General features: G+C 72.0%; 15 protein-coding genes. 10 read left to right on the top strand and 5 right to left on the bottom strand.

Annotation, left to right across the window (positions count from 1 at the left end):
- Positions 1-6 precede the first annotated feature (6 nt).
- Together B4N89_RS28850 and B4N89_RS28855 are read right to left on the bottom strand one after the other, a co-directional pair.
- Positions 7-414 carry an RNHCP domain-containing protein gene (locus B4N89_RS28850; RefSeq protein ID WP_078978694.1) on the bottom strand — a complete coding sequence of 136 codons (408 nt, stop codon included), beginning with the start codon at positions 412-414 and terminating at the stop codon, positions 7-9.
- 2 nt (positions 415-416) lie between these two features.
- The gene (locus B4N89_RS28855) at positions 417-800 is read right to left on the bottom strand and encodes an RNHCP domain-containing protein (RefSeq protein WP_078978695.1); all 384 of its coding nucleotides are present in this window, start codon (positions 798-800) and stop codon (positions 417-419) included.
- Positions 801-1,195: 395 nt separating this feature from the next.
- Here B4N89_RS28855 and B4N89_RS28860 point away from each other — a divergent pair, with 395 nt between their 5' ends.
- Positions 1,196-1,687 (top strand): GNAT family N-acetyltransferase, encoded by a 492-nt coding sequence (locus tag B4N89_RS28860; protein WP_078978696.1) that lies wholly within the window; start codon positions 1,196-1,198, stop codon positions 1,685-1,687.
- 41 nt (positions 1,688-1,728) lie between these two features.
- On the opposite strand, the gene gdhA is transcribed toward B4N89_RS28860, so the two are convergent.
- Positions 1,729-3,090: an NADP-specific glutamate dehydrogenase gene (gdhA, locus tag B4N89_RS28865; RefSeq protein WP_078978697.1), complete on the bottom strand. Its 1,362-nt coding sequence runs from the start codon at positions 3,088-3,090 to the stop codon at positions 1,729-1,731.
- Positions 3,091-3,393: 303 nt separating this feature from the next.
- On the opposite strand from gdhA, the gene B4N89_RS28870 reads away from it, so the two are divergent.
- Both B4N89_RS28870 and B4N89_RS28875 read left to right on the top strand, forming a co-directional pair.
- The gene (locus B4N89_RS28870; protein WP_161500849.1) at positions 3,394-4,233 is read left to right on the top strand and encodes a glutamate ABC transporter substrate-binding protein; all 840 of its coding nucleotides are present in this window, start codon (positions 3,394-3,396) and stop codon (positions 4,231-4,233) included.
- A 101-nt stretch (positions 4,234-4,334) separates the two neighbouring features.
- A complete protein-coding gene (locus tag B4N89_RS28875; protein WP_078978699.1) occupies positions 4,335-5,252 on the top strand; it encodes an LLM class F420-dependent oxidoreductase in 918 nt (305 codons plus the stop codon).
- Positions 5,253-5,363: 111 nt separating this feature from the next.
- Here B4N89_RS28875 and B4N89_RS28880 read toward each other — a convergent pair whose 3' ends face one another.
- Positions 5,364-6,578, bottom strand: a complete 1,215-nt coding sequence (locus B4N89_RS28880) for a pyridoxal phosphate-dependent aminotransferase (protein WP_078978700.1) — start codon at positions 6,576-6,578, stop codon at positions 5,364-5,366.
- A gap of 365 nt (positions 6,579-6,943) precedes the next feature.
- Between B4N89_RS28880 and B4N89_RS28885 the strand changes: the two genes are divergently transcribed.
- The 3 genes from B4N89_RS28885 to B4N89_RS28895 all read left to right on the top strand — a co-directional run bounded on the left by B4N89_RS28885 (position 6,944) and on the right by B4N89_RS28895 (position 10,188).
- Positions 6,944-7,468, top strand: a complete 525-nt coding sequence (locus B4N89_RS28885; protein WP_143658122.1) for a GNAT family N-acetyltransferase — start codon at positions 6,944-6,946, stop codon at positions 7,466-7,468.
- Positions 7,469-7,571: 103 nt separating this feature from the next.
- Positions 7,572-8,573 carry a ketopantoate reductase family protein gene (locus tag B4N89_RS28890; protein ID WP_078978702.1) on the top strand — a complete coding sequence of 334 codons (1,002 nt, stop codon included), beginning with the start codon at positions 7,572-7,574 and terminating at the stop codon, positions 8,571-8,573.
- Positions 8,574-8,838: 265 nt separating this feature from the next.
- A complete protein-coding gene (locus B4N89_RS28895) occupies positions 8,839-10,188 on the top strand; it encodes an SDR family NAD(P)-dependent oxidoreductase (RefSeq protein WP_078979712.1) in 1,350 nt (449 codons plus the stop codon).
- Positions 10,189-10,340: 152 nt separating this feature from the next.
- Here B4N89_RS28895 and B4N89_RS28900 read toward each other — a convergent pair whose 3' ends face one another.
- Complete coding sequence (locus B4N89_RS28900) at positions 10,341-10,769, bottom strand: PadR family transcriptional regulator (RefSeq protein WP_414646397.1); 429 nt, start codon at positions 10,767-10,769, stop codon at positions 10,341-10,343.
- 354 nt (positions 10,770-11,123) lie between these two features.
- Here B4N89_RS28900 and B4N89_RS28905 point away from each other — a divergent pair, with 354 nt between their 5' ends.
- The 4 genes from B4N89_RS28905 (at position 11,124) to B4N89_RS28920 (ending at position 13,814) form a co-directional block, all read left to right on the top strand.
- Positions 11,124-11,792, top strand: coding sequence for a class I SAM-dependent methyltransferase (locus tag B4N89_RS28905; protein ID WP_078978704.1), 669 nt, complete (start codon positions 11,124-11,126; stop codon positions 11,790-11,792).
- Between the two features lie 260 nt (positions 11,793-12,052).
- Complete coding sequence (locus B4N89_RS50040; protein ID WP_078978705.1) at positions 12,053-12,397, top strand: hypothetical protein; 345 nt, start codon at positions 12,053-12,055, stop codon at positions 12,395-12,397.
- 43 nt (positions 12,398-12,440) lie between these two features.
- On the top strand, positions 12,441-12,872 hold the full coding sequence (locus tag B4N89_RS28915; RefSeq protein WP_078978706.1) for a proteasome activator: 432 nt from the start codon (positions 12,441-12,443) through the stop codon (positions 12,870-12,872).
- Positions 12,873-12,953: 81 nt separating this feature from the next.
- Positions 12,954-13,814 (top strand): thioesterase family protein, encoded by an 861-nt coding sequence (locus B4N89_RS28920; protein ID WP_078979713.1) that lies wholly within the window; start codon positions 12,954-12,956, stop codon positions 13,812-13,814.
- The last annotated feature ends 15 nt before the right edge of the window (positions 13,815-13,829 follow it).

The raw sequence follows: 13,829 nt of genomic DNA on the forward strand, positions 1-13,829 counted from the left end.
ATTGCCCTACAGCGTGAGCAACGCGCGGATCGGTCGGGTCGAATCGGTCAGCGGGCGCAGCGCGAGCCGCAGGAGGGCGAGCGGATTGTCGTCGCCCGCGATCCGGTTCGCGCCCAGCTCGCCGCAGGACCGGCACTGATGGATCAGCTGCCACTCCCCGTCCGCCCGAACGGACATGCTCAGCGCGGTCATCCGTCCCCGGCACTCGGCCGCCCGGTCGCCCGGGACGCGGCGGTCGAGGTGCAGGCTGGTCAGACAGTGCGGACAGTGGTTGCGATGCGCCGTGCCGGGCGCGGTCAGCGGTACATCGAGCCGGCACCCCACGCACCGGAAGGCGTCGCCGCGCCCGGTCCGGCCGTGGGTGACGTCCTTGTACCGCTGGGGGCGCCGGCCGCTCGATCGGTGTCGGCCCATGCTCACAGCTCCCCGAACACTTCGAGCGGGAACGGTGGTTGGGCCAGCGGTCGCACGGCCATCCGGATCAGGATCAGCTGGTTGTCGTCCGGCGCGATGGCACTGGAGGTCAGCTCGTCGCAGCGGATGCACCGATGTACGAGCATCCAGTCGCCGTTGCGCAGCACCGCGATCGAGATCGGCGACATGCGCGCGCCGCACTCGGACGGGCCGCCCTCGACGTGGTCCACCACGTGCCGCGAGTGCAGGCAGCTCGGGCAGTGGTTGCGCCGGTCGCCGGCGGGGTCGACGGTAGTCACGGTCAGGCCGCAGCGTACGCACTTGAAGGTGTCGACGCGCGGTGAAGCGGGGTGATTCCGGCCGGAATCGGTGGTGCCGGTGGACACTCGGGAATCTCCTTGCCGGGAGGTGGGATCACTGACAGCAAGGAAGCGCCGAGCGGTCTCGGAAGGGTCGTCGCCGCGGTCCGTCACGCCACGCGCCGTGCGCCGCGTGCGTGGACCGGCGAGCCCACCGGGGGATCAGTGCGGTCCGGGAGGTTTCCCGGTGCCGGATCCGACCGCGGTCGTACGAGGCGCGCTCGGCGCGGGCACGGGCATCAACACCTGATTTCACAGAAGGGGGCCGCGCGGGTCGGCGCGGGCACGATGCGGCGAAGGTAACAGCGGGCTCGGAGCCGGGGCCAACGATTTTTCGCCCGGCAGGGTGCGGCGGGTGCGCACGGCCGCGGGCCGCGCGACGGGCTCGCCGGGCGGGCGATCGTTCCTGGCAGACTCGACGGATGATCGTCAGACTCGCACAGCAGGCCGATCGGCCCGCATTCCTGACCCTGGCCGCCGAGGTGGAGCACTGGTTCGGGCCGATGGTCGCGGAACCCGGCTTCCACGCGGCCCTGGACGAGCACGTGCGGGATCGTCGGGCACTGGTGGTGCCCGACGACGGGGATCCCGCCGGCGGGATCCTGGGCGGCCTGCTGTTCGGCGCCGAGGCGCCGGTGTACCGGGTGCACTGGCTGGTGGTGTCGGAACTCGCCCGGGGACGCGGGGTGGGTCGTGCGCTGATGGCCGAGGCGATGCGCCGATTCGGCCCCGGCACCGTCGAACTGGTTACCTTCGGGGTCGACCACCCGGGCGCGGTCGCGGGCGGCTCCCGCGCCTTCTACACGTCCCTGGGCTTCACCCCCGCCGAACCCGCCGCACCGGGCCCCGAGGGCGGCTCCCGGCAGGTGTTCCGGCGCACCGTCGAGCGGGACGTGTCCGTGCGCCCCGAGTGAGTCGGGCCCGCCGCCCGTACGCGGGCGGCGGGCCCGGCGGGTCACACCACGCCGAAGGCGGTCATCGCCTCGGCGACCCGCAGGAAGCCGGCCACGTTGGCGCCCAGGACGTAGTCGCCCTCGCGGTCGTGCTCGGCGGCGGTCGCCAGGCACGTGGCATGGATGTCGCGCATGATCGCGCCGAGCCGGGCGTCGGTGTCGGCGAAGCTCCACGAGGTACGGGCCGCGTTCTGCGCCATCTCCAGCGCCGAGGTGGCCACCCCGCCGGCGTTCGCCGCCTTGCCCGGCGCGAACGGCACGCCCGCCGCCTGGAACACGTGCACCGCCTCCGGAGTGCACGGCATGTTGGCACCCTCCGCGACCGCCATCAGACCGTGCTTGACCAGGTGCGCGGCGGCCGCCCCGTCCAATTCGTTCTGCGTCGCGCAGGGCAGCGCGACATCACACGGGACCTCCCAGACGGAGCCGCCGTCGACGTAGCGCGCGTGCGGCACCCGGTCGGCGTACTCGGCGATCCGGCCGCGCCGGTCCAGCTTGATCTCCTTGAGCAGGTTCAGGTCGATGCCCTTGTCGTCGACGATGTAGCCGGCGGAGTCGGAGGCGGCCACCACCCGCGCGCCCAGTTCGCGGGCCTTCTCGATCGCGAAGACGGACACGTTGCCCGATCCGGAGACCACCGCCTTGCGGTCCATCAGGTCGTCGCCGCGCACCCGCAACATCTCGGCGAGGAAGTAGACGCAGCCGTAGCCGGTCGCCTCGGTACGCACCTGCGACCCGCCCCAGCCCAGCCCCTTGCCGGTGAGCACGCCGGCCTCGTAGCGGTTGGTGATCCGCCGGTACTGGCCGAACAGGTAGCCGATCTCCCGACCGCCGACCCCGATGTCACCGGCCGGCACGTCGGTGTGCTCGCCCAGGTGCCGGTACAGCTCGGTCATGAACGACTGGCAAAAGCGCATCACCTCGGCGTCGGAACGCCCCTTCGGATCGAAGTCCGAGCCACCCTTGCCGCCGCCGATGCCCAGGCCGGTGAGCGCGTTCTTGAAGATCTGCTCGAAGCCGAGGAACTTGACCACGCTCAGGTTCACCGACGGATGGAAGCGCAACCCGCCCTTGTACGGGCCGAGCGCGCCGTTGAACTCGACGCGGAAACCCCGGTTGACCCGCACCCGACCGGAGTCGTCGGTCCACGGCACCCGGAACATCAGCTGCCGCTCCGGCTCCACCAATCGCTCCAGGAGCGCCGCGTCGGCCAACTCGGGACGCCTGGCCAGCACCGCGCCGAGGCTTTCCAGCACCTCGTGCGCGGCCTGGTGGAACTCGGGCTCGCCGGGGTTGCGGCGCAGCACTTCGTCGAAGGTGGCCGCGGCCGGTCCGGTCAGCTCGGCGAATGCCTGGTGGCTCATGGGGGATTGTCCTTCCGTCGAACGGGCCCGTCGCGCGTGATCGGGTGCGGTTACGCTATCCGCCGCGCGGCCCGTTCCGATCCTCGCCGGACCGTGGCGCCGGTCCGAGGGAACGCCCTCACGAATCGCGAACCGTGACCTGGGATGCTGCATCCCGTGTGGTCCAAAAGACTTGATGCAGCGTCACTTCCCGTGGCGGCCCTGGCGACGGTGCTCCTCGCGTCCGGATGCGGATCCGGCGGCGGGGGCGACTCGGGTGCGTCGTCCGCGCCGTCTGCCCGATATGTACCGATCGAGGTGGGGGTGTCGGATCCCAAACTCGCGCCCCCGGTTCCGGCGCCGCCGTGCGACCCGAGCCGGAGCCTGACCCCGGCCGGCCCGGCCAGGGCGGGCGCGATGCCGGCCGGCTCGACGATGCGCGCGATCCAGGATCGGGGTCGGCTGGTGGTCGGCGTCGACCAGAACACCCGGATGTTCGCCGCGCCCAACGAGGAGAACGGGGAACTGGAGGGCTTCGACATCGACATGGCCCGGGAGGTGGCCAAGGCGATCTTCGGCGATGTCGACCGCGTCCAGTTCAAGACCATCCCACCCGGTCGACGGATCGACGTCTTGCTCAAGAACGAAGTGGACATGGTGGTGGACGCGATGACCATCACCTGCGAGCGCCGGCAACAGGTGGACTTCTCCGCGGTCTACCTCGAGGACGCGCTGCGTTTCCTGGTGCCGAAGCACTCGAAGGTGCAGAGCCTGGACGACCTGGCCGGGAAGTACGTGTGCGTGTCCTCGAACACCACGCCGGAGCGCCGGGTGGCCGAGTCCAAGGCCAAGGTCTACGCCGTGTCCGACCGGACCGACTGCCTGGTCGCGCTCCAGGAGGGCCGGGTGGCCGCAGCCTACACCAACGCGTCGCTCCTGGAGAGTCTGCGTGAGCAGGACCCGAAGCTGGAGGTGACGGGACCCAAAACCGTGGAGGAGGTCAAGGGCATCGCGATACCCAGGGGTCAGGACGATTTCGTGCGTTTTCTCAACGCCGTGTTGGAACGCATGAAGACCGACGGCACCTGGCAGCGGCTCTACGACACGTGGCTCGCCCGGTCGCTGGGCGCGGCCAAACCGCCGGCGACCACCTATCGCGACTGACCGGGGCGGGGCAGACGCCGATCGTGCCGCGAGAACGGGGCGGACGGCCGCTGTGGCAGCGGTTACTGACGATGCGTCAGGTCGCTGCTACGTTGCCGCCCATGTTCCTTTCCCTCGGACTGCCCACGCACCTGGTCGAGGCCGGCGCCGATCTGATCGGCGCCGAGGCCGTGATGGAGATGTCCCGCGCGGCCGAGTCCGCCGGGTTCGACGCGGTCTTCACCACCGACCACCCGTTCCCCGGCGACCGCTGGCTCGCCCACGGCGGCCACCACACGCTGGACCCGATGGTCACGCTGTCCTTCGCCGCGGCGGCCACCACCCGGCTGCGCCTGCACACCAATCTGTTCGTCCCGGCGTACCGCAATCCGTACCTGTCCGCGAAGATGATCTCCTCGCTGGACGCGCTCTCCGGGGGCCGGCTGATCCTGGGCGTGGGCGCGGGCTACCTGGAGCCCGAGTTCGCCGCGCTCGGCGCCGACTACGCGAATCGCAACGACGTGCTGGACGACGCGCTGCGGGCGATGCGCGCGGCCTGGACCGGGGAGAGCGTCGGGGGGAACACGATGCGGCCGCGGCCCGCGCAGGACCGCATCCCGGTGTGGGTGGGCGGCAACAGCAAGCGGGCGATCCGCCGCGTGGTGGACCTGGGCGACGGCTGGCTGCCGATGCCCGCCCCGGCCGGCGCGTCCCGGCACCTGAAGACCCCCGGCCTGGAAACGCTGGCCGATCTGGCCGCCCGGCTCGACTACGCCCGGGAGTACGCCGCCTCGGTCGGCCGCACCGACCCGATCGACATCACCTTCATGCCGCGCGGGATGAGCATGTTCGACGGCGACGGGTTCGATCCCGAGGCGATCGTGGCCGACCTGACCGAGCAGGCCGAGGCCGGGGTCACCGGAGTCACGCTGACGCTGCCGGCCACGACGCGGGCGCGGTATCTGGAGCAGACCGCGGCGCTCGGCGAGTCGGTGGTGCCGAGGGTGAAGGCGCTGGCGGTGCGCCCGCTGCTCGGCTGAGCGGGGACGCCGAGCGCGCCGCCGGACGCGGGCCGCGCCCCACGACACGCGGGCCGGGCGTCGCGACGACGCCGGGCCCGCGGGCTCGGCCGGCCGGCGGCCGGCGCCGGATCACTGTCGGTAGGACCCGATGAACTCGCCGATCCGGGTGATCGCGTCGGTCAGGTCGTCGACCTGGGGGAGGGTCACGACGCGGAAGTGGTCCGGCTGGTGCCAGTTGAAGCCGGTGCCCTGCACGACCAGGATCCGCTGACTCTGCAACAGGTCGAAGACGAACTTCTCGTCGTCGACGATCTTGCACACGTCCGGATCGATCCGGGGGAACGCGTAGAGCGCGCCCTTGGGCTTGACGCAGGTCACGCCCGGGATCGAGGTCAGCGCCTCGTACGCGGCATCGCGCTGGGCGTGCAACCGGCCGCCCGGCAGGATCAGGTCGTTGATGCTCTGGTAGCCGCCGAGCGCGGTGGCGATCGCGTGCTGCGAGGGCACGTTCGCGCACAGGCGCATGTTGGCCAGGATGTTCAGGCCCTCGATGTAGCTGGTCGCGTGCTGCTTGGGGCCGGACAACATCAGCCAGCCGGACCGGAAGCCGGCCACCCGGTACGCCTTGGACAGGCCGTTGAAGGTCAGGCACAGCAGGTCGGGCGCGAGCGAGGCGAGCGGGATGTGCACGGCGTCGTCGTAGAGGATCTTGTCGTAGATCTCGTCGGCGAGGAGGAGGAGTCCGTGCCGGCGGGCCAGGTCGACGATGCCCTCGAGGATCGGCTCCGGGTAGACCGAGCCGGTCGGGTTGTTCGGATTGATCACCACGATCGCCCGGGTGCGGTCGGTGATCTTGGCCGCGATGTCGTCGAGGTCGGGATACCAGTCGGCGCCCTCGTCGCACAGGTAGTGCACCGGGGTGCCGCCGGACAGGCTCACCGCCGCCGTCCACAGCGGGTAGTCCGGCATCGGCACGAGCACCTCGTCGCCGTTGTTCAACAGCGCCTGGAGTGCCATCACGATCAGCTCGGAGACGCCGTTGCCCAGGTAGACGTCGTCGACGTCGACACCCTCGATGCCGCGCGTCTGGTAGTGCTGGACCACGGCCCGGCGAGCGGAGAGCACACCCTTGGAGTCCGAGTAGCCCTGCGCGGCCGGCAGGCTGCGGATCATGTCGTGCAGGATCTCGTCGGGTGCCTCGAAACCGAACGGCGCGGGGTTGCCGATGTTCAGCTTGAGAATCCGGTGCCCCTCGTCCTCGAGGCGTTTCGCCTCGTCGAGAACCGGGCCTCGGATGTCGTAACAGACGTCCGCGAGCTTGCCCGACTGGCGCAGCTCGGGCATCGGACGATTCTGTGGCTGCGACAACTCTTCGACGCTCACCTGGATGTCTCCTCCTCGCAGGGCGGTCGCCCGCGCGATCCTCGAGCACATGGTGAGCGGGCGATCCTGCGAGTCTTCCACGCCGGCGGTGCGGAACGCAGTGGGATATCTGCCACGTGGACGGCTCGGAGCCCGCTCGTGACCGGTCCGGTACCCCCTCGCGATCGGTTCGGCACCACTTCGCGACCGGTCCGGCGTCCCCTCGTGCCGCCGTCGATTGCCGCCTCGTGTCGCCGTCGATCGGCCGCCAAGAGTTCACCCGAGCGTTGCCCGCGTGGCAGATCCAAATCACTCCGCGGCGCCCTCGTGGTGCCACCCTGCCGCACATGGACGTGTCGTACTTCTACGGAACAGCGGGCGAAATCGACGCCGCGAGTCTGTACCGGCTGCTGGCGCTGCGCAGCCGGGTCTTCGTGGTCGCACGCCGACAGCCCTGGCTCGACCCCGACGGCCGCGACATCGAGCCCGGGACCGCGCACCTGTGGGCGGAAGCGGACGGCGTGGTGGTGTCCACGCTGCGACTCACCGAGGAGGGGGACGGCCTGTTGCGAATGGGCCGCGTCTGTACGCTTTTGTCCCATCGACGCCAGGGACACGCGACGGTACTGGTTCGGCACGCCCTGGTCCTGGCCGGTCCGCGACCGGTGATCGCCGACGTGTACGCGCGCAGCGCCGACTGGTTCACCCGGCGCGGCTTCGAGCCGCGCGGCGGGCGCACCGTGGTGGAGGGCGAGGCGCACACCTCGATCCAGCACGTGCCGGCGGCCCGGCGAGCCGCGGCGGTACAGGCCGGCGGGAGCGGGTCCGGGCAGCGCGGCGGGGGGTACGTGCCGGCCTGGGCGCCGACCTGAGCCGAGGCCGGCTCCGGGAGACCGGAAAACCGGCGGCCTCGGCGGCCCCACGGCGCGGCCTCGACGTGTTTGGATGGGTCCTCGCGTCGGGGAGGGATCGGCCATGCGATTCGTGGTTCTGGGGGCCGGAGCGATCGGCAGCGTCCTCGGCGCCCGCCTCGCCCGGGCGGGGCACGACGTGCACCTGGTCGGTCGGCGGGCGCACGTCGATGCGATCCACGCCCACGGTCTGCGGGTCCGCACGCCCGACGGCGAGGACGTGGTCCGCCTCGACGCGGTGACCACGATCGCGGATCTCGCGGCGCGGCCGATCTGGTCCGAGGTGGACGCGGTCGTGTTGTGCGTCAAGTCGCAGGACACCGCCGGCGCGCTGCGCGAGCTGGCCCGGCACGCCGAGCCGGAGCTGCCGGTCCTGTGCGCCCAGAACGGCGTGGCCAACGAGGACACCGCGCTGCGCATGTTCGCCAACGTGTACGGCGTACTCGTCGCGTGCCCGACCGCCTATCTGGAACCGGGCGTGGTGCACGCCTACTCCGCGCCGGTGACCGGGGTGCTGGACATCGGCCGGTACCCGCACGGTCGGGACGCGTTCGCGGCCCAGGTGTCACGTGTCCTGTCCGGCGCCGGATACGGCTCCGAGGTGTACGCGGACATCACCGCGTACAAGTACGGCAAGCTCGTCACCAACCTGGGCAACGCGGTCGAGGCGCTGTGCGGCCCGAACGCGCGCGGCGGGAACCTGGACCGGCTGGCCATGGACGAGGCCCGCACGGTGCTCTTTTCGGCCGGGATCCACGCCGAGTTCGCGCCGGTCAGCCCGCTGGTCCAGGTTCGCCCGGTGGGCGGTGAGCGGCGGCCCGGCGGCTCGTCCTGGCAGAGCCTGTATCGCCGCACCGGCGGCATCGAGACCGACTACCTCAACGGCGAGATCGTGCGCCTCGGCCGACTGCACGGGGTGCCGACGCCGGTCAACGCCGCACTCCAGCGGGCGGCCGATCGCCTGGCCGTCTCGGGGGGCGAGCCCGGCTCGGTGTCCGAACTGGAACTGCTGCGCGCGGTGGTGGACGCACGGGCCCCGGGACCGGGGCCGCGAGCGGCGGATTGAGCGATCGGGTCGGCCGGCCCGTGGCGTGCTCGGCGGGGAAAAGCCGGTGACCCCCGGCGCGGAGGCTCGCTAGCCTGACGATCCGTCGGCGGTGTGCCGATATGCCGGCCCGGTGTCTCGGACGGCGCCGTGCCCACGACGCGTGCGGAAGGAGTCAGCCCATGGGAGAGCAGTCGACACATTCGCCTGCCGTCCCCCTGGCGGCCGGCTCCGAGCCGTAGGGCCGGTCGCCGGAGCCACCGCAATGCCCTCGGGGGACCCCACGATGACCGACTCGGACACACTGCCCACCACCCCGTCCCTCGAGGATTGCCTCGCCGTGCTCGGCGCGCTGTCCGACCTCGCGCCCGACGCCCCGGAGCGGCGCGCGATCGAGCGGGCTCTGGCCTCCTTCAACCGTTCGGGCCGCCATCGTCGCCGCGCCGAGCAGCGCGAACTGCGCACCCGGGAGCGGACCGAGGTGACCGAGCGGACCGCGCTCGGCGCCGTCGACCGGGTCGAGGACGTCGCCTTGGACGACACCGGGCTGCCCTCCTGCGTCGGCGTGGTCGAGATGGGCCTGCGCTGCTACATCTGCAAGCAGCCCTATCGACGCGTCGACGGCTTCTACCACCGACTGTGCCCGCCGTGCGCCGCAGAGAACCGGGAGCGCCGACACGCGCGCACCGACCTGAGCGGCCGACTGGCCCTGGTCACCGGCGGGCGGGTGAAGGTCGGCCACGAACTGGTGCTCAAACTGCTGCGCGACGGCGCGGAGGTGATCGTCACCTCCCGGTTCCCGCACGACACGCGCCGACGATTCGCCGCCGCGCCCGACCACGACCTCTGGGCGCATCGGCTGCGGGTGCACCCGATCGACCTGCGCGATCTGGGCGGGCTCGTCGCGTGGTGCGACCGCCTGGTGGCCGAGGGGCGCCCCCTGGACATCCTGGTCAACAACGCCGCGCAGACGATCCGTCGACCCGCGTCGGCGTACGGGCCGCTGCTCGCGGCCGAGCGGGCGGCGTTGGGCGCGGGCGCGTTCGTGCCCCGATTCGAACTCGGCGCGGCGCCGGGGGTACCGGTGCCCGGGTACGAGCCGGGGTCGGATCCCGTTCCGGTGGACCCGGCCGGGCTGATCCCGGACCGCGCCTCGGCCAACTCGTGGTCCCAGCGGGTGGACGAGGTGGATCCGGTGGAACTGCTCGAGGTGCAACTCGTCAATGTGACCGCCCCGTTCGTCCTGGTCGGTCGGCTGTTGCCGCTGCTGCGCTCGGCTCCGGCCGAGCGGCGCTACATCGTCAACGTCTCGGCGGTGGAGGGTCAGTTCGGGCGGGCGTACAAGTCGGCCGGGCACCCGCACACCAACATGGCCAAGGCCGCGCTGAACATGCTCACCCGCACCAGCGCCGAGGAACTGGCCGCGCGGGGCGTGTACATGACGAGCGTCGACACGGGGTGGATCACCGACGAGAAGCCGGCCCCGGACAAGGAGCGGGTCGCCGCGGCCGGGTTCCGCACACCCCTGGACATCGTGGACGGCGCGGCCCGGGTGTACGACCCGATCGTGCGCGGGGAGCGGGGGCAGGCGCCCTACGGCTGCTTCCTCAAGGATTATCGGGTCGCGCCCTGGTGACGCGCTCGCCCCGGTGATCGTTCACCGAGCGAGCCCGCAGCGCGCCGCGGCGGTCGGTCGTGACCGTCGGGACGCGCTGCGGGGGATCGCCGGAACCGGCGATCGGGGGCCGGGCGCCGGGGGGCGGCGCCCGGGAGTCCGGGCGGCCGACATCAGTCGGCTTCGGCCAGGATCAGGTAGAGCCGCTTGCGGGTGTCGGTGACCACTTCGAGCGCCTTGGCCCGCTGGGCCTCGGTGCCGTTGGACATCAACTGGCGCAGTGCGTCGCCGATGCCGTGCATGGCCGAGCGCATGTCGTGGACGGCCTCGAAGTCGACGCCCTGGCTGGCCTCGTCCCACGGCTTGGTGTCCTCGGGCAGGGCGGCGGCCTCCTCGCGGCCGGCGTCGGTCAGCGTGAACAGCTTGCGGCCGCTGCCCTCGACGCCCTCGATCACGCCCTCGTCCTCGAGGAGTTGGAGCGTCGGGTAGACCGAGCCGGGGCTGGGCTTCCACACGCCGCCGGTGCGTTCGCCGATCTCCTGGATCATCTCGTAGCCGTGCATCGGCCGTTCGGTGAGCAGGGCCAGGATCGAGGCCCGCACGTCGCCGCGCCGGGCACGACCGCCGCGCCCGCGGCCTCGCCCGCGCCCCTCCGGTCCGCCACGCCCACCGTGACCGTGCCCGCGTCCCCACGGACCCTGGGGCGGCGGGCCCCACGATCCGAAGGCCGGGCGGTTGTGCTCTTCGTCGCCCCAACGGGAGCGTCCTTTACTGCGGTGCATGAGTTTTCTCCTTGATTCGACGCGGACAGCCCGTATGCCCCGAAGGGAACGAGGGTGCTCCGCGATTTTGTGAACATATCGCGATCGTTCGCGATGGCTCAACGATATATCGGTACTGCTCGTTGCGCAAGCATGGAATGCGGGCCGGTCGTCCGGTCCCCTACAGTCGCCGGCGTGACCGAGCCCTCCTACCTCGCCGCCGTCCGGGAGTCGTACGACACCGTCGCCGGCGACTACGCGGATCTCGTCAAGCCCCCGGCGGACCTGGATCCGTTGTCGCGCGCGATGCTCGCCGCGTTCGCCGAGACCGTGCGGGCGGCCGGTCGCGGGCCGGTCGCGGACCTGGGGTGCGGGCCCGGCAAGGTCACGGCGCATCTGGTGGACCTGGGGGTGCCCGCGTTCGGCATCGACCTGTCCCCGAAGATGATCGAGTCGGCCCGGCAGGCCTACCCGAACCTGGACTTCACAGTGGGCTCGATGACCGCGCTCGCGATCGGGGACGACGAGCTCGGCGGCATCCTGGCCTACTACTCCACGCACCACACGCCGCCGGACCTGTTGCCCCTCGTGTTCGCCGAGTTCCATCGCACGCTCGCCCCCGGCGGCTGTTCGATGGTGGCCGGCCATGTGGGAGACGATGTGCGGCTGCGACCGACGCGGGCATACGGCGGCCATCCGGTGTCCTACGAGTCCCACCTGCAACCGCCGGATCGGATCGTCGCGCTCCTGGAACGGGCCGGACTCGTCGTCACCTCTCGACTGCTCCAGGAGCCGGACGAAGGAGCGCGGCGAACGATCGCCACCTTTCTGGCGCACAAGCCCGAACCGCCCGCGACCCCGTAGGGGGATTGGGGCGGGGGTTTCGGGGCAGGACGCTGCGGCGGTGGGGAATCGCATGCGCGGTGCGCGAGGGGAACTTCGCTCGGGTGTCGGGCGTCCTTCGGGGGCATGGGATGCGCCGTGATCGATCCACGCGGCGAGCCTTCGCAGGTTCTCCACGGAATCCGCACGAAGCGGGCGCACGAGACGCGTTGGGCGAGCCTCGCTTACGGGTAGATTTCGGTTGATCGCTCTTGGTGACCGGCTGGCGTGGGGAGAGGGCTGTGTGGACCTGGTTGGCGGTGGGGTCGGCCGCATACCTCGCGTTCCTCGCGTGCGTGATCGTGGTGCTGCGCGCCGCCAAGGCCCGCGCGCGGGTGGAACGGGCGGTGGACGCCCGGGAGTTCGGGGCGCCGTCGCCGTTGCCGTCGTCTCCGTCACCGCCGGCGAAGCCGGATCCGGGTTCGGCCGCGGCGCCGACGACGGATGGTGGGCCGGCGGAGCCTCGCGGCGAGGAGGAGGCGGCGCGGGCGCACCCGGAGCCGGGCGAGACCGGCGAGCCGGTGCGGGGATGTGCGCCGAGGCCGGTGGCACCGCCGAATCCGCCCACCTCACGGATGCGGGGCTGAGATCGAACCGTTTCCCCCGAGCGGCTCGGGGTAGGGGCGGCGCATGGCCGACCCGATGCCCGCCGCCGCGCCCGATGGGGAGGACCGACGTCCGCTGGGCGAACTGGTGCCCGCCCCCGATCGAGTGATGCGCATCGCCGAGATGGTTCGCCGACTCATGGAGGAACTGCGCGACGCGCCACTGGACGAACCCGGGCGCGACCGGGTCCGGGAGGTCTACGAACGCTCGTTGCCCGAGCTGCGCCGTTCCCTCGCGCCCGACCTGTACGCCGAACTGGAACGCCTCGCCGCGCCGTTCGCCGGCACGGACACCCCGAGCATGGCCGAACTGCGGATCGTGCACGCGCAGTTGGTCGGCTGGCTGGAAGGGTTGTGGGGCGGAATCCGGCTGACCCTGTCGATGCGGCCCGGGGGCGCCGAGATCGGCCCGCTCCGGCCGGTTTCGGACGACGGTGACGACGGCTCGTACCTGTGACGGTTGCCTGACTGTGTCAAGCTGACGGGAGGTCAGCCGCGCGCTGACGACACGTCAGCCGAGCACCGTGGAGTGGCCACCATGACCGAGCGGGCAGCCGCCGAGACCGCGCCGACCCCGGACGGGACGCGCTACGAACTCGACCGGGACACCACGTGTGTGGCCCGCCCGGACGCCCCGGGCGTCCTCGACACCACCCTGTCCGCGGACTGGGCGTTCGGCATGGGTGTCAACGGCGGCTACCTGCTCGCCCTCGCCGCCCGCGCACTCGGCACGAGCCTGCCGCAACCGGACCCGTTCACGATCACCGCCCACTACCCGACCGCCTCGCACCCCGGACCGGCGGAGGTGCACACCGAGGTGCTGCACGCGGGACGCACGCTGGCCACCGGCACCGCGCGGATCGTTCAGGACGGCCGGACCCGGGTGCACGTCACCGGCACCTACGGCGACCTGGACGCACTGGATGCCGAGGTGCGGACCAGCGCCCGGCCGCCGGAGTTCCCCTCGTTGGCGGAGTGCGCGGCGAACGGCGCCCTCCCGGCCGCGTTCCGGCGCAACGCCTTCATGCACCGCAGCGAGCAGTTGCTCGATCCCGCGACGGTGCGCTGGGCGGCCGGCGAGCCGTCCGGGCGCGGCGAGATCCGGGCCTGGTGGCGCCTGGCCGACGGGCGCGACCCGGATCCGCTCGCGCTGCTGCTCGCGGTCGACTCGCTCGCGCCGACCGCGTTCGACCTGGGCCTGCGGGGCTGGGTGCCCACGGTGGAGTTGACCGTGCATGTGCGGGCCAGGCCGGTGCCGGGGTGGCTGCGGGTGTCGTTGCGTACGCGCAACCTGGCCGGCGGCTTCCTGGAGGAGGACGGCGAGGTGTGGGACGCGGCGGGGCGACTGGTCGCCCAGTCCAGGCAGTTGGCCCGGGCACCGCGGCGGCGGGAGGCGTAGCGCGGCGGTCCGGAT

Source organism: Embleya scabrispora, assembly GCF_002024165.1.
In the GTDB taxonomy this organism is placed as follows: Bacteria; Actinomycetota; Actinomycetes; order Streptomycetales; family Streptomycetaceae; genus Embleya; species Embleya scabrispora_A.